The sequence below is a fragment of the Arthrobacter sp. 10N410 genome (genome assembly GCF_056394945.1).
The window spans coordinates 594,010-617,099 of sequence record NZ_JBFTIP010000003.1; the positions used below are offsets into that span (position 1 = coordinate 594,010).

22 protein-coding genes are annotated in these 23,090 nt (G+C 67.5%); 13 read left to right on the forward strand and 9 right to left on the reverse strand.

From position 1 onward, the window contains the following. Nucleotides 1-111: 111 nt before the first annotated feature. Nucleotides 112-1,128 (reverse strand): ABC transporter permease, encoded by a 1,017-nt coding sequence (locus tag AC1DB8_RS10475; protein WP_441418067.1) that lies wholly within the window; start codon nucleotides 1,126-1,128, stop codon nucleotides 112-114. After that, nucleotides 1,125-2,651, reverse strand: a complete 1,527-nt coding sequence (locus AC1DB8_RS10480; RefSeq protein ID WP_476892970.1) for a sugar ABC transporter ATP-binding protein — start codon at nucleotides 2,649-2,651, stop codon at nucleotides 1,125-1,127. Before AC1DB8_RS10480 ends, AC1DB8_RS10475 begins: the two co-directional genes overlap by 4 nt. Before the next feature lie 271 nt (nucleotides 2,652-2,922). On the opposite strand from AC1DB8_RS10480, the gene AC1DB8_RS10485 reads away from it, so the two are divergent. Genes AC1DB8_RS10485 through AC1DB8_RS10500 form a run of 4 tightly spaced genes read left to right on the forward strand, consistent with a single transcriptional unit; the run spans nucleotide 2,923 to nucleotide 5,797 of the window. Further along, a complete protein-coding gene (locus AC1DB8_RS10485) occupies nucleotides 2,923-3,720 on the forward strand; it encodes a sugar phosphate isomerase/epimerase family protein (RefSeq protein ID WP_476892971.1) in 798 nt (265 codons plus the stop codon). Nucleotides 3,721-3,745: 25 nt separating this feature from the next. Continuing rightward, nucleotides 3,746-4,699 carry a ribokinase gene (locus AC1DB8_RS10490; protein WP_441418070.1) on the forward strand — a complete coding sequence of 318 codons (954 nt, stop codon included), beginning with the start codon at nucleotides 3,746-3,748 and terminating at the stop codon, nucleotides 4,697-4,699. A 10-nt stretch (nucleotides 4,700-4,709) separates the two neighbouring features. Continuing rightward, nucleotides 4,710-5,129 carry a D-ribose pyranase gene (gene rbsD, locus AC1DB8_RS10495; protein WP_476892972.1) on the forward strand — a complete coding sequence of 140 codons (420 nt, stop codon included), beginning with the start codon at nucleotides 4,710-4,712 and terminating at the stop codon, nucleotides 5,127-5,129. 8 nt (nucleotides 5,130-5,137) lie between these two features. Next, the gene (locus AC1DB8_RS10500; protein ID WP_476892973.1) at nucleotides 5,138-5,797 is read left to right on the forward strand and encodes a transaldolase family protein; all 660 of its coding nucleotides are present in this window, start codon (nucleotides 5,138-5,140) and stop codon (nucleotides 5,795-5,797) included. Here AC1DB8_RS10500 and AC1DB8_RS10505 read toward each other — a convergent pair. Next, nucleotides 5,794-6,489, reverse strand: coding sequence for a FadR/GntR family transcriptional regulator (locus AC1DB8_RS10505; protein ID WP_441418073.1), 696 nt, complete (start codon nucleotides 6,487-6,489; stop codon nucleotides 5,794-5,796). The two genes, AC1DB8_RS10500 and AC1DB8_RS10505, sit on opposite strands and share 4 nt — an antisense overlap. A 73-nt stretch (nucleotides 6,490-6,562) precedes the next feature. Between AC1DB8_RS10505 and AC1DB8_RS10510 the strand changes: the two genes are divergently transcribed. Then, nucleotides 6,563-7,285 carry an HAD family hydrolase gene (locus AC1DB8_RS10510; RefSeq protein WP_441418074.1) on the forward strand — a complete coding sequence of 241 codons (723 nt, stop codon included), beginning with the start codon at nucleotides 6,563-6,565 and terminating at the stop codon, nucleotides 7,283-7,285. A 19-nt stretch (nucleotides 7,286-7,304) separates the two neighbouring features. Here AC1DB8_RS10510 and AC1DB8_RS10515 read toward each other — a convergent pair whose 3' ends face one another. From AC1DB8_RS10515 to AC1DB8_RS10535, 5 genes are all read right to left on the reverse strand, one after another. Then, complete coding sequence (locus AC1DB8_RS10515; RefSeq protein ID WP_441418075.1) at nucleotides 7,305-7,610, reverse strand: putative quinol monooxygenase; 306 nt, start codon at nucleotides 7,608-7,610, stop codon at nucleotides 7,305-7,307. A 128-nt stretch (nucleotides 7,611-7,738) separates the two neighbouring features. Beyond that, nucleotides 7,739-10,075, reverse strand: coding sequence for a glycoside hydrolase family 65 protein (locus tag AC1DB8_RS10520; protein ID WP_441418076.1), 2,337 nt, complete (start codon nucleotides 10,073-10,075; stop codon nucleotides 7,739-7,741). A 54-nt stretch (nucleotides 10,076-10,129) separates the two neighbouring features. Then, on the reverse strand, nucleotides 10,130-10,876 hold the full coding sequence (locus AC1DB8_RS10525) for an HAD family hydrolase (protein WP_441418077.1): 747 nt from the start codon (nucleotides 10,874-10,876) through the stop codon (nucleotides 10,130-10,132). A gap of 100 nt (nucleotides 10,877-10,976) precedes the next feature. Beyond that, entirely contained in the window at nucleotides 10,977-11,987 is a 1,011-nt protein-coding gene (locus AC1DB8_RS10530; protein WP_441418078.1) for a LacI family DNA-binding transcriptional regulator, read from the reverse strand. Nucleotides 11,988-12,171: 184 nt separating this feature from the next. Further along, a complete protein-coding gene (locus AC1DB8_RS10535; RefSeq protein WP_441418079.1) occupies nucleotides 12,172-12,789 on the reverse strand; it encodes an alpha/beta hydrolase in 618 nt (205 codons plus the stop codon). A 416-nt stretch (nucleotides 12,790-13,205) separates the two neighbouring features. On the opposite strand from AC1DB8_RS10535, the gene AC1DB8_RS10540 reads away from it, so the two are divergent. From AC1DB8_RS10540 to AC1DB8_RS10570, 7 genes are all read left to right on the forward strand, one after another. Beyond that, a complete protein-coding gene (locus tag AC1DB8_RS10540; protein WP_138767724.1) occupies nucleotides 13,206-13,469 on the forward strand; it encodes a DUF6458 family protein in 264 nt (87 codons plus the stop codon). Between the two features lie 676 nt (nucleotides 13,470-14,145). Further along, nucleotides 14,146-14,955: a DeoR/GlpR family DNA-binding transcription regulator gene (locus AC1DB8_RS10545; protein ID WP_476892974.1), complete on the forward strand. Its 810-nt coding sequence runs from the start codon at nucleotides 14,146-14,148 to the stop codon at nucleotides 14,953-14,955. After that, nucleotides 14,952-15,938, forward strand: coding sequence for a 1-phosphofructokinase family hexose kinase (locus tag AC1DB8_RS10550; RefSeq protein WP_441418081.1), 987 nt, complete (start codon nucleotides 14,952-14,954; stop codon nucleotides 15,936-15,938). Before AC1DB8_RS10545 ends, AC1DB8_RS10550 begins: the two co-directional genes overlap by 4 nt. A gap of 2 nt (nucleotides 15,939-15,940) precedes the next feature. Further along, nucleotides 15,941-18,007, forward strand: a complete 2,067-nt coding sequence (locus AC1DB8_RS10555) for a PTS fructose transporter subunit IIABC (RefSeq protein ID WP_476892975.1) — start codon at nucleotides 15,941-15,943, stop codon at nucleotides 18,005-18,007. A gap of 59 nt (nucleotides 18,008-18,066) precedes the next feature. Beyond that, nucleotides 18,067-18,345, forward strand: coding sequence for an HPr family phosphocarrier protein (locus AC1DB8_RS10560; protein ID WP_138767728.1), 279 nt, complete (start codon nucleotides 18,067-18,069; stop codon nucleotides 18,343-18,345). Between the two features lie 204 nt (nucleotides 18,346-18,549). Then, complete coding sequence (locus AC1DB8_RS10565; RefSeq protein ID WP_476892976.1) at nucleotides 18,550-19,080, forward strand: SRPBCC family protein; 531 nt, start codon at nucleotides 18,550-18,552, stop codon at nucleotides 19,078-19,080. 2 nt (nucleotides 19,081-19,082) lie between these two features. Next, on the forward strand, nucleotides 19,083-19,370 hold the full coding sequence (locus tag AC1DB8_RS10570; RefSeq protein WP_476892977.1) for a DUF7218 family protein: 288 nt from the start codon (nucleotides 19,083-19,085) through the stop codon (nucleotides 19,368-19,370). A 43-nt stretch (nucleotides 19,371-19,413) separates the two neighbouring features. Here the strand turns inward: AC1DB8_RS10570 and ku are convergent, their stop codons facing one another. After that, entirely contained in the window at nucleotides 19,414-20,499 is a 1,086-nt protein-coding gene (gene ku, locus AC1DB8_RS10575) for a non-homologous end joining protein Ku (protein WP_476892978.1), read from the reverse strand. Between the two features lie 40 nt (nucleotides 20,500-20,539). Between ku and AC1DB8_RS10580 the strand changes: the two genes are divergently transcribed. Next, entirely contained in the window at nucleotides 20,540-23,065 is a 2,526-nt protein-coding gene (locus tag AC1DB8_RS10580) for an ATP-dependent DNA ligase (protein WP_476892979.1), read from the forward strand. Nucleotides 23,066-23,090 lie beyond the last annotated feature (25 nt).

Genomic DNA, 23,090 nt, shown 5'->3' on the forward strand with positions numbered 1-23,090 from the left:
TTGACCATTGTTGTTGGTTTCGAACGTTAAGTACAGGTAGATACAAGTTATTTCTGGAACTAATTTTTCCGTGGCCCGGTCGCCGGCCTGGTGGGCTGCGGCGGGCCCCGCCTAGGCCTCCCGGCGGCGGCGCAGCGAGTCGGTGAACACGGCGACGAGGATCACGATGCCCACCACGACGGTCTGCCACTCGGTCTGCACCGACATGATGCGCAGGCCGTTGATCAGCACGCTCATGATGAGGGCGCCGATAAGGGTGCCGAGCACCGAGCCCCGGCCGCCGAGGAGGGAGGTTCCGCCAATGATGACGGCGGCGATGGCCTGCAGTTCGTAGCCGGATCCCAGCTGCGGCTGCGCGGAGTCGAGGCGGGCGGCGATGACGACGCCGGCCACGCCGGTGAAGATGCCCGCGACCGTGTAGACGAGGATCTTCCACTTGCCGGTGTTGACACCGGAAATTTTGGTGGCTTCCTCGTTGCTGCCGATCGCGAAGATGTAGCGGCCCAGCAGGGTCTTGCCGAGCACCAGGTACGCCGCGATGCCGGTCAGGACCAGGATCAGGACGGCGTTGGGCAGGCCCGGGATCAGCTGGCCCAGGGCGATGTCCTTGAAGCCCTGCACCTTGCTGAAGTAGATCGGCCGAACGCCGGAGAGGACCAGGGCAAGGCCCTGGGCGATCAGCATCATGGCCAGGGTGGCGATGAACGGCGGAAGCTTCAGGATGGAAACGTTCAGGCCGTTGATCAGGCCCATCAAGGCGCCCGTTGCGATGCCGCCCAGCACGCCGATGTACAGCGGGAGCTGCAGGTTCACCAGCAAAAGGCCCGTGACCACCGAGCACAACGTCATGCCCGTTCCGATCGAGAGGTCGATTCCGGAGGTGATGATCACGAGTGTGGTGCCGAACGCCAGGATGCCGATCACCGCGGTGGACAGCAGGATTCCGGAGATGTTCGTCCAGGTGAAGAAGTTGCCGCTGGCCAAGGAGAAGAAGGCAAGCAGGACGATCAGGGTTCCGAAGGCCAGCGACTGCTGCAGCCGCTGGCGCAGGAAGGATCCCCTGGGTGATTCGCGCTTGACCGCGCCCGCGGGCGCCTCCGTGCGCGGTTCAGACTTTACTTCGCTCATTTTTCCGCTCCCTGCTGCTCCACACGTGTGGCGTAGTCCATGATTGTTGCTTGATCAGCACCGTCGCTGTCGATTTCCCCGGTGATGCGGCCTCCGGCCATGACCATGATCCGGTGGGACAGCCGGAGGACCTCCGGCAGTTCCGAGGAGATCATGATGATCGACTTGCCCCGCGCCACCAGGTCGTTGAGCAAGCGGTAGATTTCTTCCTTCGCACCGATGTCAATGCCGCGCGTCGGCTCATCGAAGATGAGGATGTCGCAGTCGCGGGCCAGCCATTTGGCGATGACGACCTTCTGCTGGTTGCCACCCGAGAGGTTCTTCGTGGTCGCAAACATCGACGGCGTCTTGATCCGGAGCGAGTCGATGTACTTCTGCGAGGTGCCCTTGCCCGAGCCCGACTTCATGAACCCAACGGGATTCGTGTAGTTGCCCAGCGAGGACAGCAGGATGTTGGTGTTCACGTCACGGTCCAGCAGCAGGCCCAGGCTCTTGCGGTCCTCGGACAGGTAGCCGATCCCGTGCTTGACGGCGTCGGCGGGCTGGCCGATCTTGACTTCCTTGCCGTTGACGAAGATCCGCCCCTCGGTCATCCGGTCCGCGCCAATGATGGCCCGGGCCAGTTCCGTCCGGCCCGCACCCATCAGTCCGGAGAATCCCAGGATCTCGCCGCGCCGCAGCTCGAAGCTGACGTCCTTGAGCAGTTTCCGGGTGCCGAGGTTTTCCACCCGCAGGACAACGTCGTCCACGTTGTCCCGGCGGACGTTCTCCGGTCGGGCGTTCTCGTCGATCTCCCGGCCGACCATCAGCTTGATCACTTCGTGCTGGCTGGCCGTGGCGGTATCCATGGTCGCGATGTATTTCCCGTCGCGCAGGATGGTGATGCGGTCGGTAATCCGCCTCAGCTCCTCCATCCGGTGGGAAATGTAGATCACGCCTACGCCACGGTCGCGGAGGTCCCCGATCAGGCGGAACAGGGTCTCGGTCTCCGAGGTGGTGAGGGCCGACGTCGGCTCGTCCATAATGACGACCTTCGCGTCGAAGGACAGCGCCTTGGCGATCTCGACCATCTGCTGCTTCGCGACGGTGAGGTTCTCGACCAGGTCGGTCGGGGCGAATTCCTTGATCCCAAGCCGGCTTAGCAGTTCGGCGGTCTGCCGGTTCAGCTTCTTCTCGTCCAACAGGAGGCCGCCGAGACGCCTCGGCTCGCGGCCGATGTAAATGTTCTGGGCCACCGTGAGGTGGGACATCAGGTTCATTTCCTGATGGACGATGATGATGCCGAGTTCCTGGGCATGGCGCGGGCCGTCGATCTGGACCGGGACGCCTTCGAGGTAGATGGTCCCGGCATCCTTTTGGTAGATGCCGGACAGGATCTTCATCAGGCTGGACTTTCCTGCGCCGTTCTCGCCGACGAGGGCGATAACCTCGCCCTTGTGGACATCGAAGTGGACATCACTCAGAGCCTGGACGCCGGGAAAGCTCTTGCTGATCCCTTCGACCTTCAGTAGTGGTTCACCCACTGTCTCACCTACTTCTTCGGAGATAACGCTGGTGCCTTGCGGCCGGAACTCGGTGGACTTCAGACGACGGCCGGCAACACTGCCGGCCTCAACTTGTATCTCGATGTATCTATCCTTGGTCCATAACTAGAGTAAGGTCAAATATGACCTAAAACACACCCTTTGGTCGGATGTTTAGAAATCGTTATAGGAGAAACATATGATGATTGGCTGCCACAGCCTAGTCTGGAACGGCTCGCTGGACCCGATTTCTTTCGCGGAGTCAGCACGAATGACGTCCGAAGCCGGCTTCGACTTACTGGAAATCCCGCTTATGGACCCATGGTCCTTCGACCCGAAGCAGGCCTCCCGCTCCCTCAAGGATCAAGGACTGGCCGCCACCGCTTCGCTAGGTCTGACCGCGCAGACCGACCTCAGCAGCGAGGATCCGGCCGTGGTCGCAAGGGGCGAAGAGACCCTGAACAAGTGCCTGGAAATCGTGCACGATCTTGAGGCGGACTACCTGTGCGGCGTGATCTACAGCGCCATGCAGAAGTATTCCAGGCCCGCCACTGAAGCAGGCCGGCGCAACAGCGCCGAGGCCTTGCGGCGGCTCGCGGAGCGCGCAGCAGGTCTCGGCATCCGCCTCGGCCTGGAAGTGGTGAACCGCTACGAAAGCAACTTGCTCAACACCGGCAGGCAGGCCCTGGGGTTCATCGAGGAGATCGGCCACCCCAACGTCTACCTGCATCTGGACACGTACCACATGAACATCGAGGAGCCGGACCTGCTGAGTCCCGTGCTGGCGGCGGGCAACAAGCTGGGCTACGTGCACATCGGCGAGAGCCACCGCGGCTACCTCGGCTCCGGCAACGTGGACTTCGGCGCCTTCTTCCGCGGCCTCGCCCTCGCCGGCTACGACGGCCCCGTGGTCTTCGAATCCTTCTCCTCCGCCGTGGTGGACGAACACCTGAGCAACACCCTGGGCGTCTGGCGCAACCTGTGGGACGATTCGGCGGACCTGGGCGCCCACGCCAACGACTTTATCCGGAGCCAGCTGGAGTCGGTCGCCTCCATCGCAAAGCACTAAACATCTGACCTATAAGGACTGACATATGACAAACCAGAGCGGAAACGGCCGACAAGGCGTCATCATCGTCGGCAGCATCACTGCGGACGTCACGACTTTTTCCAAAAGACTGCCAAAAAGAGGGGAAACCATCCTCGGCGAGGAGTTCACCCTGCTGCTGGGAGGCAAGGGAGCCAACCAGGCCGTCGCGAGCGGCCTCGCCGGCGCACCCTCCTTCATGGTGGGGTGCGTGGGCAACGACCTCTTCCGGCCGTTGGTCACGGGAGGGCTGGAGGACCACGGCGTCGACACCAGCGAGCTGCGTGTGGTCGAAGCTCCCACCGGAATCGCCCACATCAGGGTGGACGACTCCGGCGAAAACGACATTGTGATGGTGCCGCTCGCCAATGACCATCTGGGGCCGGAACAGATCACCGCCGCGATCACGCGGCTGGCGGCCAGGGCATCGGTACTGCTGACCCAGCTCGAGATCCCCCGGGAAGCGGCCGCGCACGCGGTCCGGGCAGCCCGGGCGGCCGGGCTGACGGTCATCCTGGACCCGGCGCCGGCCGCCGCGCTGGACCAGCAGACCTGGGCAAGCGTGGACTATGTGACCCCCAACGAGACGGAGGCGAGCCTGATCACCGGGATTCCGGTCACGGACCAGGCCAGCGCCATCCGCGCCGGAGAGTGGTTTCTGGCCCAGGGAACCGGCGGCGCCATCATCACTCTCGCCTCCGCCGGCGCGGTCCTGGTCACTGCCGACCGGCAGGCCGTCTTCGAGTCCTTCCCTGTCACTGCGGTGGACACCACGGCCGCCGGGGACGCGTTCTCCGGCTACCTTGGCGCCTCGCTTGCTGCCGGCCTGCCCATTGACGACGCGATCCGGCGCGCCATGGCTGCCGGGGCACTGGCCGTGACCAAGAAGGGGGCGTCACCCAGCCTTCCCTCCGCGGCAGACGTCGAGCTGTTCCTTTCCGACAACGTCCCGAGCTACTAGGAGTACCCGCATGAGAAAGAACCAAGGAATCCTGAACGGGCAGCTGTCGCGCATTGTTTCCGAGACCGGCCACACGGACACCCTGGTGGTCACCGACGCGGGCCTGCCCATCCCGGCCGGGGTCGAGCGCGTGGATCTGGCCTACTTCCCCTCCGAACCGCCGTTCCTCAAGGTCCTCGATGCCGTGCTGGCAGAGTTGGTGATCGAGGGTGCGACTCTGGCCGAAGAGCTCCGCGAGGCGAGTCCGGCGATGCTGGCGCAGATCCTGGAACGCCTCGAAACGGCGGGCATCGTGCCGGAGTTCGTGCCGCACACCGAGTTCAAGGCGCAGACGTCCGGAGCCCGCGCGGCCGTGCGCTCGGGCGAGTTCACCCCGTACGCAAACGTGATCCTGCACGCCGGCGTTGCCTACGGCCCGGGCCGGGAGTAGGCGGGGCCATGCACTTCTACTTGGACACGGCCACGCGGGCCGAGGCCGAACCGCTGTTGCGCAGCGGCCTGTTCGCGGGACTGACCACGAACCCCAGCATCCTCGCCGGCGCAGGCGTGCTCAACCGACAGATTCCTGAGCTGGTCGACTGGGCCGTGGCGGCCGGCGCCGGCACGGTATTCGTCCAGTCCTGGGGTTCCACCCGGGCCGAGCTGGAGGACCGCGGCGACTGGATCCACTCGCTGGGCGACAACCTCGTGGTGAAGGTTCCCGCCACCGCAGAGGGCGTCGCGGCGGCCAGGGCGCTGGCGGACCGGGGTGTGCGGGTGCTGGTCACGGCCGTCTATGCGCGGGAGCAGGCGCTGCCCGCCATGGCTGCCGGCGCGGAGTTCCTGGCCCCGTACCTGGGCCGGATGAACGACGCCGGCCGGGACGGGGCCGGAGAGATCGCCGCCATCCAGCAGTGCATCACCGCCGGGGCCTCGCCGCTGAAACTCCTGGTGGCAAGCCTGCGGGAGACGGCCCAGATCTCGGCGCTGGCACGGCTGGGGGTCTCCCATTTCACCTTCGGACCGGCCACGTGGCATAAGTTCTTCGCGGACCCGCTGACGGCCGCCGCGGTGGAGGTTTTCGAAGCCGAATCCGCGCGGATGGAGGTGGGCGGCTAGGACCCGGGCCGTTCCGGTTTGGCCGGCAGGGAGCGCCTGAGCCAGTGTTCAACGCCGCTGACGTGGACGATCGTCAGCGCCCGGGCCAGGTCGGCATCGTGGTTCGCCAGCGCGTCCGCGATCGCCCGGTGTTCTGCGAGAGTCCGGGCGACGGCGTCCTGCTCCGTGAGGGCCCGCCACACCCGGGCGCGCACGGTGCGGCTGTTGAGCCCGGACAGCAGGCTCGCCAGATAGGAGTTGCCCGAGGCCTCGGCGATCAGCGCATGGAAGTTCAGGTCGTGTTCGACGAGGTTTTCCGCCGACTCGACGTCGACGTCGTCGATCTCCTTGTGCAGCAGCGCGAGCTGCTCCGGCGAGATCGCCTGCGCCGCGAGCGAGGCCGCCGAGGCTTCCAGGATCCGCCGTACCTCGAGTAGTTCCAGGACCGAGGAATCACGGCTGAGATCCACCATGAACGCCACGGATTCCTTCAGCAGGGCCGGCTCGAGGCTCGTGACATAGGTCCCGTCACCGCGTCTGACATCCAGTACCCTGATGGTTTCGAGGGCCTTCACGGCTTCCCGCAGGGAACTGCGGGAGAGCCCCAGCTTTTCACTCAGGTCATTTTCCGGAGGGAGTTTGTCTCCGGGCGACAACTCGCCGGTGAGAATCATGTCCTTGATTCTGGCGATCGCATCATCCGTTAGGGCCATTCGCCCAGCATAGTTCACCACCGGAACGGCCCGATGCCGCCAACCCGGACCGGTCACAGAGACAAGGAGCCGCGTGGAACCCATCCGCAGCCAGGGGATTGAACTCGAGGCGGTCTTCTGGGATCTCGACGGCACGCTGGTGGACACCGAGCGCCACTGGACCGCGGTACAGACGGAACTGGTCGAGAGCTTCGGTGGAACCTGGACAGAGTCCCAGGCGCTGTCGATCATGGGCCGGTCCCAGGCGGACTCGATCAAGGTCCTGCAACGCGCGGGAGTCCGCCTGTCCTTCGAAGAGATCGCCCGGCGGGTCATGGAAGGCGTCCGGGACCGCATCAGCGAAAGCGTTCATTGGCGTCCGGGTGCCGCGGAGCTGCTGGCCGGCCTCCGGGCGCACGGCGTGCCATGCGTGCTCGTGACCATGTCCCATCGCCACATCGTTGGCGACATCCTGAACCACTTTCCGGCCAACAGCTTCGAACTCGCGGTGACCGGGGACATGGTTACCCAGGGCAAGCCGCATCCCGAGGCCTACCAGACCGCGTTCCGCCACCTCGAACGCACCCGGCCGCGGCTCTCCCGCCGGAGGGTCGTCGCCATCGAGGACTCGCTGCCCGGAACCCGCGCGGCCCGGGCAGCCGGACTGCCGACGGTCGGTGTCCCGCACCTCGCGCCGTTGCCGGCCGCCGACGGACTGACGATCTGGCCCACCCTGGCAGGCCGCGGCGTCCCCGACCTGCATGCGGTCATCGCCGCCGCGGACCACGGCCGCGCCGAAGGCCCCCAAGGGTCGTAGCGCCTGGGGCCGGGAGCGCCTAGGGTTCGGTTGCCGCCACCGGGGTGAGCCAGCTGAGCTCCGAGCCGTCTTCCTCGATCAGGGCGCCAAGTTCGGCGTTGAAGGCCTTGCTGTGGTCCGCGGCGATGTGCGCCCGGAATGCCTCTTCGTCGCGGTAGATCTCATAGACAAAGTAGGCATTCGGATTTTCACGCCGCGTGTGCGGATCGAAGACAATGTTCCCGCTCTCCCCGCGAACCCTGGCAGTCAACTCAGCCATCATCTCCGCGACCCGGTCCTCGGACCCGGCCTTGACCGTAAATTCAGCATACAAAGCAACAGGCACTGGCATTCCTCTCCCTCGGTGGATCCGACTCTAGCCGTCCAGGCGGTCGGAGCGAAGCGTTGACGCGGTGGCGCAGGCACTCCCCCCGTAATGACTGCGCGCCGGACGGGCGCCGCGGCCGCTACCCGTTAGTTGACGGCGCGCACAACCGGGATCGACGCCGTCGCCGGCCCTGGGAACACGGTTGGCTCCGGGCTCACCACGGCGTGTAGCGGCACGGCCACCGGTTCACTGCCCACGGTGAACCGTTCTCCGCGCACGTCGACGTCCAGCGGCGCGCCCTCCCGGACGGTCAGCCGGAGCGCCGCGTGGTCCAACTCGACATGCAGAAGGCCGCCGCGGAGTTTCAGGTGGAAGGACAGGGAATCCCATTCGGCCGGCAGCCGGGGATCGAAGTACGGCACCTGGCCCTGGTCCCGGAGGCCGGCGAAGCCGCTGACCAGCGAGCTCCAGACCCCGCCGGTGGAGGCGATGTGCACACCGTCGATCGTGTTGCCGTGGGTATCGTCCAGGTCGATGTACAGCGCGTGGATGAAGTGGTCCAGCGCGGCCTTGCCGTAACCGACCTCGGCGGCCATGATGCCCTGCACACAGGCGGACAGGGTGGAGTCGCCGGTGGTGATGGGGTCATAGAAGTCGAAGGCGCGGCGCTTTTCCTCCGCGGTGAAGTCCTGCCACTGCAGGAACATCGCCAGCACCGTGTCCGCCTGCTTGAGCACCTGGTGCCGGTAGATCACCAGCGGGTGGAAATTCAGCAGCAGCGGGTATTTGGACCGCGGCGTGTCCCAGTCCCACGGCTCCAGGGTCATAAAGTCGTTGTCCTGCGAGTAGACCTGAAGGTCCTCGTCGTAGGGCAGCTGCATCCGGTTCGCCGCCTGCTCCCAGACCTCACGCTCGGCGTCGTCGATGCCCGGGTGGTCCAGCGCCGCGGCGGCGCGCAGGTTAAAGCGGGCCATGACGTTGGTGTAGAGGTTGTCGTTGACGACGGCGGTGTACTCGTCCGGGCCGGTCACGCCATGGATGTGGAACAGCCCGTCCTTGCCGAAGAAGCCCAGTGAGGCCCACATCCGGGCGGTCTCGATGAGCAGATCGGAGCCGAGGGTCTCCTGGAACCCGGCGTCACCGCTGGCCCAGATGTAGCGGTTCGTGGCGAAGGCGACCGCGGCGGCGATGTGGAACTGCGCGGTGCCGGCGGCGTAGTAGGCGCTGGCTTCCAGGCCGTTGATGGTGCGCCACGGGAACAGGGCGCCGTCCACGCTGAGCTCCTTGGCGCGGACCCTGGCCTCAGGGAGCAGGTCGTGGCGGAACTCGAGGACCTGGCGGGCGTTGGCGGGGCTGGTGTAGGTCAGGTAGGGCAGCAGGTACACCTCCTGGTCCCAGAAGTAGTGCCCGTCGTAGCCGGAGCCGGACACGCCCTTGGCCGGAATGCCGGCCACGTCTGCACAGGCCGTGGCCTGGGCCAGCTGGAAAAGGTTCCAGCGGATGGCCTGCTGCAGCTCGGCCTGGCCGCCCACCACGATGTCGCTGGTGGTCCAGTAGTCGCGGTAATGCGCCACGCTCTGGGCAAAGATCTCGGCGACGGGCAACAGGGCCCGCTCGGCGGTGTCGGCGAGGTCTTCATCCGCGGCTGCGGCGCGTCCCACGGCGTAGGAGACGCTCTTCTCCAGCACGAACGGTGTATCCGCGCTGACGGCCAGGACGTAGCGGACGCTGCTGTCGTCCTGGTCCACCTGGGTGTCGAACGGCTGGACTCCGGCGGAGGTCCAGTGGTCCACGGCCATACCGAGCCGCTGCTTGGACTCGGCGGCCTCCCAGGAGAGCCGGAGCGAGCCGTCGCCGCCGTCGAGCCTTACCGGGAGCAGCACGCGGCCGGCGTGCCGGCCGGCGCGGCGCGGGTCATGCGCCGAGTGGTCCTCTACCGGCTGGTCCTGCCGGTTCACCACGGCGGAGGTCACGTCCGCGGAGATGTCCCGGTCCGCCGCGACTTCCAGCGAGATGCCGAGGGCGCCGCGCGCCTGGTACCCCACCGCGCGGCGTTCCGTGGTGGTCACGGTGGCGCCGGAACGGCACTGCCAGGTAATCCGGCATTCGTAGATGCCGGTGGCGAAGTCCACGCTGCGCCGGTAGTCCAGCACCGTGGATTCCTCAAGCGTGAGCATCTCGCCGTCGATGACCACGACGAAGTTGTTGGCATCCGGAACGTAGAGGATGCGCTGGCCGGTGCGGGCGAAGCCATAGGCATTTTCCGCGTGCTTGATGTCCCAGATCTCGTGGAAGCCGTTGATGAAGCTGCCCGGAAGCTCGGCGTCGGCGGCCGCCCAGTGGGCGCCCCGGATGCCGAGGTGGCCGTTGCCGAGACTGAAGAGCGTCTCCAGCGTTCCGGCATTGCCCGGCAGGTGGACGGTTTCCACGAGCTGCCAGGGGTCATTGGGGAACCTGGCGCGGTCCGAGGTGATGAGAGCCATGGTTGGGGTCCTTTGGCGGTGACGGTTGTGCGGGTGGGTGGTGGCGGCGGCCGGCTAGAGCAGTTCGGCCAGATCGTTGACCACGATCGTGGCGCCGGCGTCGAGCAGGGTCTTCCGGCCCGCTCCGCGGTCCACGCCGATGACCGAGTGGAAGCTCCCCGCGCTTCCAGCCTGGACACCGGAGACGGCGTCTTCGACGACGACGCACTCTTCACTGGGAAGTCCCAGCAGCCGTGCGGCGTACTGGTAGGTGGCCGGGCTTGGCTTGCCCGGCAGTCCCTCCGACACCGCGACGACGCCGTCCACCACCACCGGGAAATAGTCCGAGAGCCCGGCGGCCTTCAGCACCGGGACGGCATTGCGGGAGGAGGAGACGACGGCGAGCTTGAGTCCGCGCTTGAGCGCGGCGTCGATGAAGCGGACGGAGCCCTCGAAGGGCTGCACGCCGCCGGCGGCCACGATGTCGTTGAACACCTTGTTCTTGCGGTTGCCGAGGCCGTGCACGGTGTCGTGCGCCGGATCGTCGTCGGCGGGGCCTTCCGGCAGCACGATGTTCCGCGAAGCCAGGAAGTCGCGGACGCCGTCGAAGCGGGGCTTGCCGTCGATGTGGTCGAAGTAGTCGCTCTCGCGGTAGCCCGGGGCCTCCGGCACGCTCTTGAGGAAGCCGTCGAAGAGTTCCTGCCAGGCACGCTCGTGCACCACCGCGGTGGGGGTCAGGACGCCGTCGAGGTCGAACAGGATGGCGGAGGCGCCGGCGAGCACGTCTGCCGGTGCGCCGGCGGCGTTGGAGGTCTCAGTCATGGGGCGAATGTCCTTTCAGACGGTGGCGGGGAAAGTCTTGGAAAAGAAAGTTGGCGGGCCGCCCGCCGGTACGGGGCGTGCCTGCGGGCGTTGGCCGGCATCAGCGTCGGCGGCGGGTGCTCCTGCGCTCGACCAGCTTGGTCTCCAGCAGGTGCGTGGCGGGGGGATTCGGAAGCCCGGAGCGGTGGAGTCTTTCGATCAGCAGGTTGGCGGCGAACGCGCCCTGGTCGGCGACCGGCTGGGCCATCGTGGTGAGCCCGAGGAACCAGCTCATCTGATGATCGTCTATCCCAATGATGGAGACGTTTTTGGGCGCTGACAAACCGAGGTCCCGCAGGGCCATCAGCGCTCCGAACGCGGTCTCGTCGCAGCCGGCGAAAACGGCGGACGGCATCCTGCGGTTCTCGATCAGTTCGGTCATGGCCCGTCGTCCGCCCTCGATGCTGGATCCGGCGTCCAGCACCAGGTCGGGATCAACGGTCAGTTCGTGTTCGGCGAGGGCCATCTCGAAGCCGCGCCGCCGCGCGTCCGCGGTGACCACGGAGCGCTCCCCCGGCTCGCGACCGGCCAGCATCGCCAGGTCCCAGTGGCCTAACCCGAGCAGGTGGCCCGTGGCTTGCCGGGCGGCCCCTTCATTGTCGATTCCCACGTTGTCCCACGGGACGCCGTGCATGCCCACGCTCGCGACGGCGAGGCCGGAGGCTTCGACGGCGGCGATTTCGCCGCCGTCGAGGGCAACGTTCAGCAGCAGGACCCCGTCCACCCGCTGGGCCAGTCCGGCCAGGTCGCCGAAGAGCTTGCGCTGCACGCTGGGCCGGTTGCGGAGGCTGATCAGCACGGTGTCGTAGCCGCTGTCGGCGAGGACTTCCTCCGCAGCCTCGACGGCCTGGGCGAAGAACCAGGCCGTCGCGGTGGGGACGATGATCGCCACTGCGCCAGTGGTTCCGCCGGCCAGGCGCGAGGCCGCGGACGATGCCTTGTAGCCGAGCTTGGCGGCCGCGTCGGCGACTTTTGCCTGGGCCTTTTCGGACACGTTGGGGAGGTGCCGGAGAGCCCGGGAAACGGTGCAAATGGAGAGCCCGGAGAGGGCTGCGACGTCCTGGATGGTCACGCGTGGAGCCTTAGCCATGCGACACGGGCCTGGACCTTTCTTCCCCCTGCAGTAGTGGGCCGATCAAATTGGCCAAAGTTGAGTGTAAACGCTTATAAATTCGGCGCGCAAGTGGCGGCGGTTTTCCATCGAATGGAATTGCCAGAGGGTACGGAATCCGGCTCCTGAAGGTACGGAATCCGGCTCAGCGCAGCACGTAGTGGCGCAGGAACGCGCCGACATCCACGAGTTCCGCCCGGGAGATCGCGTGGCCCATCCCGGGATAGCTGCGCGCCGTGAGTTGGGTGTTGCGGTGCAGCCATTCCTCGGTGTGTGCCGTGGCGGCGTCGTTGATCACGGGATCCGCCTTGTCGCGCCCCCAAAAGAACGGCGGCCTCGCGTCGAAAGACTCGCTCATGGCCAGCAGTTCGTTGTCCAGCACGAAGCCGGACAGCCCGACGACGGCACGGAACCCCTCCGGCCGCAGCCGCAGCAGGGTGCTCGCCATGGCCATGCCCTGGGAGAAGCCGAGCAGGCTGACGCTGCTGTGCCGCCCCTTGACGGCGTCGATCCAGCTGAAGACCGAGTTCGTGGCGCTGATGACGTCCGCGAAGTCGTGGGTGAGGAAGTAGTCCAGCAGGAACCAGCCGTAGTCATCCCCGATCACCTTCGGCCCGCGCAGGGCGGCGCAGGTGAAGTCGGGCGGCAGGCTGGCAAACAGGTCCGCCATCCGGGTCTCGTCCGTGCCGTAGCCGTGCAACATCACCAGCAGCGGCGTGCCGGCGCGCTCCGGCTCCGGCCTGGACCAGACAACAGTATTCATGGGGCCAGCCTAGCCAGCCCGGCCGGTGGTGCCGCTTGGCGCCACGGCGTCCGCTCCCCGTGTCCAACGCCGGCCCCTGCACCGGTTCCTGCGCCGGTTCCCGCGCCGGTTACCGCGCCGGTTACCGCGCCGGTTACCGGTCCTTGCGCCGGACCCAGCCACGGTTTGCGCTACGGCCCGGGAATTCCGCTACGGATACGGACAGCTGCACCCCGGATCCGCGCCGCGCTTGCCCGGAGTTGACGCCCTTGTCCGAAAACGCCGCGGAAATGGCCCGATATGGCCCCTCACCTGCGGATTTCCCCGGCGGGGCGCGGCCAAAATCGTTGAAAGGACACGTACCGGGCTGTAGCGTGACGCTGGACAGCATGCTTAGCAATACCTATCGGTCCCACCCGGACAACAAGGAGCAAGTCATGAGAATCGGTTCCTCCATCTTCCTTATCGCCATCGGCGCCATCCTGGCCTGGGCCATCGCGCCCGGCCTGATCCCCAACGTGGACCAGACCATGATCGGTTACATCCTGATGGTGGTCGGCGTCATCGGGCTGGTCGCGTCCCTGATCCTGGCCTCCCCCGGCCGCAGCCGCACCCGCCGTGTCAGCGAGACCCGTTCCGTCGTCGACCCCAACACCGGCGAGACCATCACCCGCAATGAAAGCCGCGACGCCGGCATCTGATCCCCCGGCGCCGCGACGCGCCACCCAACTGACCCGGACGCCGGGCCGGACCTCGCAGGTCGGGCCCGGCGTCGGGCGTTTAAGCTGCGGGCCCGGCGAGCTTCCCACGCCCGCCTGGCACGGCCCCGCGTCCGGACATGCCCAACGTCGGGCTTGTCCAATGGACATAGACCTGAACTGTCCATACCCCGGGCCGAGCAATGGACATGCTCCGCCGGGCAAGCGAAGTCCGGACATGCCCACCCCCGGGGTTGGCCAATGGACATAGACCCGAAGTGCCCATTCCCGGACCCAGGGAATGGACATGTCCCCCGCTCTTGGTCCGCAGGAAATGGACATGTCCAACGGCTGCGGGGAACGAAGTCCGGACATGCCCAGCCTCGGACGCGGCCAACGGACATGATCCCGAAATGCCCATGCGTCGGCCCGGGGAATGGGCATGTCCCCAACTCCCGGGTGCGAAGAATGGGCATGTCCCCTTCAGGGCACAGGGGCTGGGCATGTCCCCGGGCCCTCCGACACCTCGTCTGCGTTCATGTGGTTTTTCGTTGACAAAGCCACATGAACAAAGATAAAGTCAATCAATTCCACTTCATGCTATGGGGGTCACCGAAGCAGCCGGAAGCCGCGGCACAGGAAATAGCAGCACTCGAGTAAATGTCGCAATGGAGGGCACGTGTTCGCCGAGGAACGCCAACAACTGATCGTGGAGCTCGTCGCCGCCAGCGGCCGGGCCAGTGTCACCGACCTCGCCGAGCGCTTCAGCATCACCACGGAAACCGTCCGCCGCGACCTGGCCGCCCTTGAAATCGCGGGCACGGTCCGCCGGGTCCACGGCGGCGCTGTCTCCCCCGAGCGCATCAGCACCACGGAAGAGAGCATCCTCGAGCGCACTGTGCAGCGGCAGCCCGAGAAGACCCGGATCGCGGAGGCGGCCCTGGCCCTCATCCCGCGGGGCCGGTCCGGCAGCATCCTGATCGACGCCGGCTCCACCACCGAGGCCCTCGCGGAGCTGCTCGCTGCCCGCACGGCCGCCGCCGGAGCGGCCTCCGGAACCGGGGCCGACGCCGAACTGGTGGTCATCACCCATGCACTGCCCATCGCGGCGAGGCTGTCCGGCGAACCCGGCATCGCCCTGCACCTGCTCGGCGGCAAGGTCCGCGGCCTGACCCAGGCCGCCGTCGGCCAGTCCACCGTCGAAGCTGCCGGGCGGATAAGGCCCGACATCGCGTTCATCGGCACCAACGGTATTTCCGCGGCCTTCGGGCTGAGCACTCCCGATCCTGAAGAAGCTGCCGTCAAGGCCGCCTTCGTCCATTCAGCGCGCCGCATTGTGGTGCTGGCTGATACCTCCAAGCTGGATGCAGAGACGCTGGTCCAGTTCGCCTCCTTGAAAGATCTGGACACCGTGATCACAGACACGAAACCCAGCCCGGCCCTCGCCGAAGCCCTCGCGGACGCCGGAGTGGAGGTGGTGGTCGCATGATCGTCACCCTCACGGCCAACCCCAGCCTGGACCGCACCGTGGCGCTGCCCGGCCCGCTGCTCCGCGGCGAAGTGCAGCGCGCCATTTCCGTCCGGCAGGAGTCCGGCGGCAAGGGAGTCAATGTCTCCCGGGCACTCGTCGCCTCCGGGCTGCAAACCCTTGCCGTGCTGCCGGGAGCGGCTGCGGACCCGGTGCTCGCCGGCCTGCGCGACAGCGAGGTGCCGTTCGCCGCCCTGCCCATCGGCGAGCCGCTGCGCAGCAACGTGGCGCTCACCGAGCCCGGCGGCGTCACCACCAAGATCAACGAGCCCGGTCCGGCGCTGAACGGGGAACAGCAGGAGGCCCTGATCGGGCTGCTGCTGGATTCCTCCCGCGGCGCCAGCTGGGTCGTCCTGGCCGGCTCGCTCCCCCCGGGAGTCCCGGTCGACTTTTACGCCACCGTTACCCGGCGGCTGCGGTCCCTGCACGACGGCACCGAGGCACCCCTCATCGCCGTCGACTCCTCCGGCGAACCGCTCGCCGCCGCGATCTCCGGGGACGCCCTGGGGAAACCGGATCTGCTCAAACCCAACGCCGAGGAACTGGCGGAACTGGCTGCCGCGGCCGGGTTCGCCACGGATAAGTCCGCCGAGGAACTCGAGGGTGACCCGGAGGCTGCCGCGGCAGCCGCCGCCGCCGTCGTGCGTTCCGGAGTGGGTGCCGTACTCGCCACCCTCGGTTCCAAGGGTGCGGTGCTTGTGACGGCCGACGGCGCATGGCTGGCCACGCACCCGCCGGTCAAGGCGGTCAGCACGGTCGGCGCCGGCGATTCCTCGCTTGCCGGCTACCTGCTCGCCTCCAGCCAGGGCGCCGCCCCGGCCGATTGCCTGCGTCAGGCGGTGGCCCATGGTGCCGCCGCTGCCTCGCTGCCCGGCTCCACCGTCCCGGCAGTGCATCAAACAACCCCCGCCGCCGTAACCATCACGGCCCTGAAGAAGGATTGACAGTGACCCAGCTCATTACTACCGAACTGGTCGAGCTCGACCAGAATCTAGGCACTACGCCCGAGGACGTGATCCGGCACCTGGCAGGCAGAGTTGCCGCCAACGGACGCGCCACCGAAGTCGAAGGGCTTTTCACGGACGCCTTCGCCCGCGAATCCAAGACCGCCACGGGGGTGCCGGGCGGCATCGCGATCCCGCACTGCCGCTCGACGGCGGTCACGGAAGCGACGCTGGCCATGGCACGGCTGTCCCAGCCGGTCGATTTCGGCGCCAAGGACGGTCCGGCCGACCTGATCTTCTTCATCGCGGCCCCGGAAGGCGCGGACCAGGAGCACCTCAAGCTCCTGTCCAAGCTGGCCCGGTCCCTGATCAAGAAGGACTTCACCGCAGCGCTGCGGGCAGCCGCCACGCAGGCCGAGGTCGTGGAGCTTGTCGAGGGCGCGCTGGCGGACAAGCCCGCCAGCCACGCCGCCGACGTCCCGGCCGACACTGCCGCTCCGGCAGCGGCCGGCTCAACCGCGGCAGCGCCGGCGGCCCCCGGGACTCCCCGCACCAAGCGCCTCGTCGCCGTCACGGCGTGCCCCACCGGCATCGCCCACACCTACATGGCCGCCGACTCGCTCGTGGCTGCGGCCAAGGAAGTCGGCATCGACCTGCAGGTGGAGACCCAGGGTTCCTCGGGCGCGAAGGCCCTCGACCCGGCCGTGATCGCCGCGGCCGACGCCGTCATCTTCGCCGTCGACGTCGACGTCCGCGGCAAGGAGCGTTTCGCCGGCAAGCCGGTCATCAACGCCCCGGTCAAGCGTGGCATCGACGAGCCGGACAAGATGGTCCAGGAAGCCCTCGCCGCGGCCGACAACCCCAACGCCCGGCGCGTGCCGCACTTCGGCGCCGAGGAACAGGCCCAGCACGAGGCCGAGGAAAAGGGCGAGCACATCGGCCAGAAGCTCAAGAAAGCCCTGCTCACCGGCGTCAGCTACATGATCCCGTTCGTGGCCGGCGGCGGCCTGCTGATTGCCCTCGGCTTCCTGATGGGTGGCTACCTGATCACGAAGTACGCGGACACGATCGTGGTGCAGAACAGCCTGTTCAACCTGCCAACCGAGTTCCCGGACAACGCCTGGGGCCCGCTTGGCGCCTACATCGGGGCCGTGCTGTTCAAGATCGGCGCGCTGTCGCTGGGCTTCCTGGTCCCGGCCCTGGCCGGCTACATCGCCTACGCCATCGCCGACCGCCCGGGCATCGCACCGGGCTTCGTCTCCGGTGCCGTGGCCGGGTTCATGGGGGCCGGCTTCCTCGGCGGTATCGTCGGCGGCCTGCTCGCCGGCTACATCGCCCTCGTGATCGGCCGCTTGCAGGTGCCCCGCTGGCTGCGCGGCCTGATGCCGGTGGTTATCATCCCGCTGCTGGCCTCGATCGTCGCCTCCGGACTGATGTTCCTGATCCTCGGCGGCCCGATCGTCGCCATCACCAAGGGCCTGAACACCTGGCTCTCGGGCCTGACCGGCGCCGGCGCGATCGCCCTCGGCGTGATCCTGGGACTCATGATGTGCTTCGACCTCGGCGGCCCCGTCAACAAGGTTGCCTACTCCTTCGCCGTCGCCGGGCTGGGCGCCGCATCGCTGGATAACCAGGCGCCGTGGCAGATCATGGCGGCCGTAATGGCCTCCGGCATGGTGCCGCCGCTGGCCATGGCCCTCGCTTCCACCGTCCTGAACAAGAAGCTCTTCAGCCTCGCAGAACAGGAAAACGGAAAGGCGGCCTGGCTGCTCGGGGCGTCGTTCATCTCGGAAGGGGCCATCCCCTTCGCCGCAGCAGACCCGTTGCGCGTCATCCCCGCCAGCATGGTGGGCGGCGCGGTGACCGGCGCCATTTCGATGGCGGCCGGCGTCGGCTCCAAGGCACCGCACGGCGGCATCTTCGTTTTCTTCGCGATCGACAACTTCCTGATGTTTGTCGTCTCGATCGCGGTCGGCACGGTGGTCACCGCGCTGTCCGTGATCGCGCTCAAGCGCTGGGCAGTCAAGAAGACCGTTGATACGGTTGAACCGGTTCCCGTAACCGTCTGAGCCGGTCCACCACAGACCTTCCCAAGCTGATAATCCAAAGCTGAATCCAAGGAGCAGAAATGACCGAACGTAACGCCACCATTGCCAGCCGCGTAGGGCTGCATGCCCGCCCGGCCGCCATCTTTGCCGAGGCTGCAGGCGAGTTCGATCTCGAAATCACCATCGCCCGGCTCGGCGAACCGGAGGACGAGGCCATGGACGCCGCCAGCATCCTGTCCCTGATGAGCCTGGGCGCATCGCACGGCGAGGTTGTGGTGTTGCGTGCCGAGGGCGACGGCGCCGACGCCGCCCTGGACCGCCTCGTCCAGATCCTCGAGACGGACCACGACGCCGAATAGCGCCAGCAGCGCGGACGGCGGCCCGGCAGCACCCACGGGGTGGTGCCGGGCCGCCGTCGTTTCCGGGCGCGCCCGCGCCGGAAACGCTTCATAAGGGGCCTTAGTAGATGCTTGTTTTCCCCGGCGGGCGTCGATAGCTTGGGAATCGTGGTTGCCGCCCCGGGCAGCCGCCAGGACCAGTTCCCGGCCTCAAGGAGACGAACCATGGCAAGCGTGCAAGAGAGCATTGACGTCGACGTCCCCGTGTCGACCGCATACAACCAGTGGACCCAGTTCGAGACCTTCCCGGAATTCATGAAGGGCGTCGAGGCGGTGGAGCAGATCGACGAGACCTCGCTCCAGTTCCGGACCGACATCGCCGGGGTGCGGCGCGAGTACCTCGCCCAGATCACCGAGCAGACCCCGGACCGCAGGATCGCCTGGGTCAGCCAGGACAAACCGCGCAATGCGGGCACCGTCACCTTTGAATCCCTCGGCGCCGAGCGCGCCCGCGTCAGCGTCGAACTTGAGTGGGAGCCCGAGGGCGTGGTGGAGAAGACCGGCTCCGCGCTGGGTGCGGACAGCCGCCAGGTCAGCGCCGACCTGGGCCGTTTCAAGGAGTTCATCGAGTCCCGCGGCATCGAGACCGGCGAATGGCGCTCCTCCGTGGACCGCGGCGAGGTCGACGATGTCGTCCCCGCCGATGCTGTTGTCGCGGCCGATCCGGCTGATACTGCCGACGGCGGGCCGCGGTAGCCATGCCTGCGAAAAAAGGTGCGCCGCAGGGTTCCGAGAGCCCCAGCATCAAGGACCCTGAACTTTATGAAGCGCTGTTGGAGGACGGCGCCTCGAAGCAGAAGGCAGCCCGAGTCTCCAACGCGGCGGCCAAGCGGGGCAGGTCATCGGTGGGCCGCAAGGGCGGCAAGTCCGGCGACTATGAGGACTGGACCGTCCCGCAGTTGAGGGAAAAGGCCAAGGAGATCGGCCTGAAGGGCTATTCAGCGAAGAAGAAGAGCGAACTGATCTCCGCTCTGCGGAATTCCTGAGCCGATGACGCCACAAGCGCGGGGGGCGAACCCGGACGCGGGCTCAGGCGCCCTTGCGCGCAGCCCCCTTCGCGGCGGTGGTTTTAGACGCCGTGCTCTTGGACGCTGTGGTTTTAGACGCTGTGGTTTTAGACGCTGTGGTCTTGGCGGCGGCCGCCCTGGAGGCGGTTCTGGAGGCGGTCCCCGTCCCGCCGGCACCGCCGGAGGCGGCCTTTGCAGTGGACTTGGCCGCGGCCTTCGGAGCCGTCTTGGACCCGGGCTTCCCGGCCGGCGCAGCTTTCGTCTTGCTGCCGGCCGCCGCTCCGGCGGTTGCGCCGTCGTCGTCGCCACCGCCCGCGGCCGCTCCGCGCTTTCGCTCGATGCTGCGCTTCAGCGCGTCCATCAGGTCGATCACCTCGCCGGTTCCGGCTTCCGCCGCCGGAGCACCGAAGGTCTCCTCCGTGTCCAGCGACTCGCCCTGTTCGATCTTCGCGTCGATCAGCTGCCGCAGTTGGAGCTGATAGTCGTCCGTGAACTGCTCCGGCTCGAAGTCGGCCGCCATCGAGTCCACCAGGGCCGCGGACATTTCCCGTTCCTGAGCCGAGATCCGGACGCTCGTCTCGAGCGCGGGGAAGCTCGCCTCGCGCACCTCGTCCGCCCACAGCAGCCCCTGCAGCACCAGCACGTCGCCGCGGATCCGCAGCGCCCCCAGCCGGGTCTTTTCCCGCAGTGCGAACTGGACGATCGCCACCCGGTCGGTGTCCTCCAGGGCCCGGCGCAGCAGCACGTAGGCCTTGGGCGACTTCGCGTCCGGTTCCAGGTAGTAGCTCTTCTCGAACATCATCGGGTCCAGCTGCTCGGCGGGCACGAACTGCACCACCTCGATCTCGTGGCTGTTCTCCGCGGGGATCGACTTGAGCTCCTCACGGCTGAGGATCACCGTCCGGCCCTCGTCCTCGTAGGCCTTGTCAATGTCCTCGTAGTCGATGATCTTGCTGCAGATCTCGCACCGGCGCTGGTAACGGATCCGGCCGCCGTCGGCGTTGTGGACCTGATGCAGGCTGATGTCGTGGTCCTCGGTCGCGCTGTAGACCTTGACCGGCACGTTGACCAGCCCGAACGCTATTGCGCCTTTCCAGATGGCTCTCATGGCTCAAGTGAACACCAGAGCCGCACGGAGGTGAAGTGTTTTGGCTGACAGCAAGGAACGCGTCCGGGTCGACGGCCGGGAACTGGTGCTGACCAATCTGGACAAGGTGATGTACCCGGAGACCGGGACCACCAAGGCCGATGTGCTCGCCTACTACGCCGCGGTGGCGTCCGTGCTGATCCCGGCAGCGGCGAACCGACCGGCCACCCGGAAGCGCTGGGTCCACGGCGTCGGGACCGCGGAGGCGCCCGGCGAGATGTTCTTCCAGAAGAACCTGGACCACTCCACGCCGGGCTGGGTGCCGCGCGCGTCCATCACGCACAAGGAGCGGACCATCCAGTACCCACTGGTCAACGATCCGGCCACGCTCACCTGGCTGGCCCAGATTGCGGCGCTGGAGATCCACGTGCCGCAGTGGCGGGTGGATTCGCACGGCAACGCCCTGCCCCCGGATCGGCTGGTGCTGGACCTGGATCCCGGGGACGGTGCAGGACTCGCCGAATGCGTGGAAGTCGCCAAACTGGCGCGCAGCATCCTGCAGGACGTGGGCCTGGAGCCCGTGCCCGTGACCAGCGGCAGCAAAGGCATCCACCTCTACGCCGCGCTGGACGGCTCGCAGAGCTCGGACCAGGTCTCGGAGTTTGCCCACGAACTGGCCCGGGCACTGGAGGCCGACCACCCGGATTTGGCGGTCAGCGATATGAAGAAGACCCTGCGCACCGGCAAGGTGCTGGTGGACTGGAGCCAGAACAGCGCCGCGAAGACCACCATCGTGCCCTACTCGCTCCGGGGCAGGCTCCGTCCCACTGTTGCGGCGCCGCGAACCTGGCGGGAGCTCGGCGCGCCTTCGCTGCACCAGCTCGACTACCTGGAGGTGATGAAGCGGGTGAAGGCGGGCAAGGACCCGTTCGCGGTCATCTCCGGGGCAGGGCACGCCGGTGCTCCACACGGCGCGCCGGCGGCCGGCGCCGGGGGCACGCCCGGATCCGACGGCCCAACCGCCGGCGACGGCGGCGACACCGACCCCCGGCTGGAGACCTACCGCACCAAACGGGACGCGGCCGCCACGCCGGAGCCGTTCACGGCCGAACAGCACCGCAGCAGGACCGACGGCGGCACGCTCCGGGAGAGTTTCGTGATCCAGGAACACCACGCCAGCCGGCTGCATTTCGACTTCCGCCTCGAGCGCGACGGCGTGCTGGTGTCCTGGGCGCTGCCCAAGGGTGTGCCAACCACCAAGGCCAAAAACCACCTCGCCGTCCAGACCGAGGACCACCCGATGGACTACGCGGACTTTGAGGGGACCATCCCCAAGGGCCAGTACGGGGCGGGCACGGTCAGCATCTGGGACCGCGGGCACTACGAGTGCGAAAAATGGATCGCGGGCAAGGAAGTCATCGCCACCCTCACCGGCCAGGAGGGCGGGGGGCTGGGCGGCACCCGGAGGTTCGCGCTGATCCACACCGGCCAGGCCAACGATCAATGGCTCATCCACCTGATGGACACGCCCGATACCGGTCACGGCAACCAACCCGCCGCGGAGCGGCCCCTGCCGGCGACTGAAGACCGCCCGGCTGACTCGACCCCCGCCCCGGACCCGGCGGAGCTCTCGCCGATGCTGGCCAGCGCGGGAACCCCTGCCGACCTGGCCGACAAGGACTGGCAGTTCGAGCTGAAATGGGACGGCATCCGGGCCCTGGTCCTGGGCGACGCTCAACGGATCCGGCTGATCAGCCGCAACGGCAACGACATGTCATCCAGCTACCCGGAGCTGACGGACCGCTCCTGCTGGCCGCCGCAGGAGTTCGCCGCCGACGGCGAGATCATCGCCGTCGGACCGGCCGGCAAGCCCGATTTCGGGCTTCTGCAGGGGCGGATGAAACTGAGCAAGGCCGCCGACGTGGCGAAGGCGCAGGCCTCCACCCCGGTGCGCCTGATGCTCTTCGACCTGCTCACCGAGGGCGGCGAGGACCTCCGGCGGCGCCCCCTCCGGGAGCGGCGGAACCGCCTCGAAACCTTCTTCCGGGACGGCGCCCGGGACGGCGCCTGCCCGGTGGAACTCTCCGAGGTGATCGACGCCGAAGTGGGGCACATCCTGGAAAGCGCGGAGGAGCTGGGGCTGGAGGGCGTGATGGCCAAGCGCACCGGCGGACGCTACGTCGGGCAGCGGAGCCGGTCCTGGCTCAAGCTCAAGTTCGAGAAGACCCAGGAAGTGGTGGTGGGCGGCTGGCGGCCCGGAAACGGCGGGCGCCGCGACTCGGTCGGTTCACTGCTGCTGGGCATCCCGGACGGGGCGAAACTGCGCTACGTGGGCCGGGTGGGCAGCGGGTTCAGCAGCCGCGAACTCCGGGAACTGCGTCAGCAGCTCGATGCCATCCCACGCAAGACCTCGCCCTTCGCCGAGGTCCCGGCGGAAGATGCCTCCGACGCCCGGTGGGTGTCCGCCAGGCTGGTCGGCGAGGTCACCTTCGGCGACTGGACCGGAGGGGGCAAGCTCCGCCACCCGGTCTGGCGCGGCTGGCGCCTGGACAAGACACCGGCCGACGTCGTCGTCGAACATAAGTGAGGGCCCGCCGTGGCGGGCCCTCATA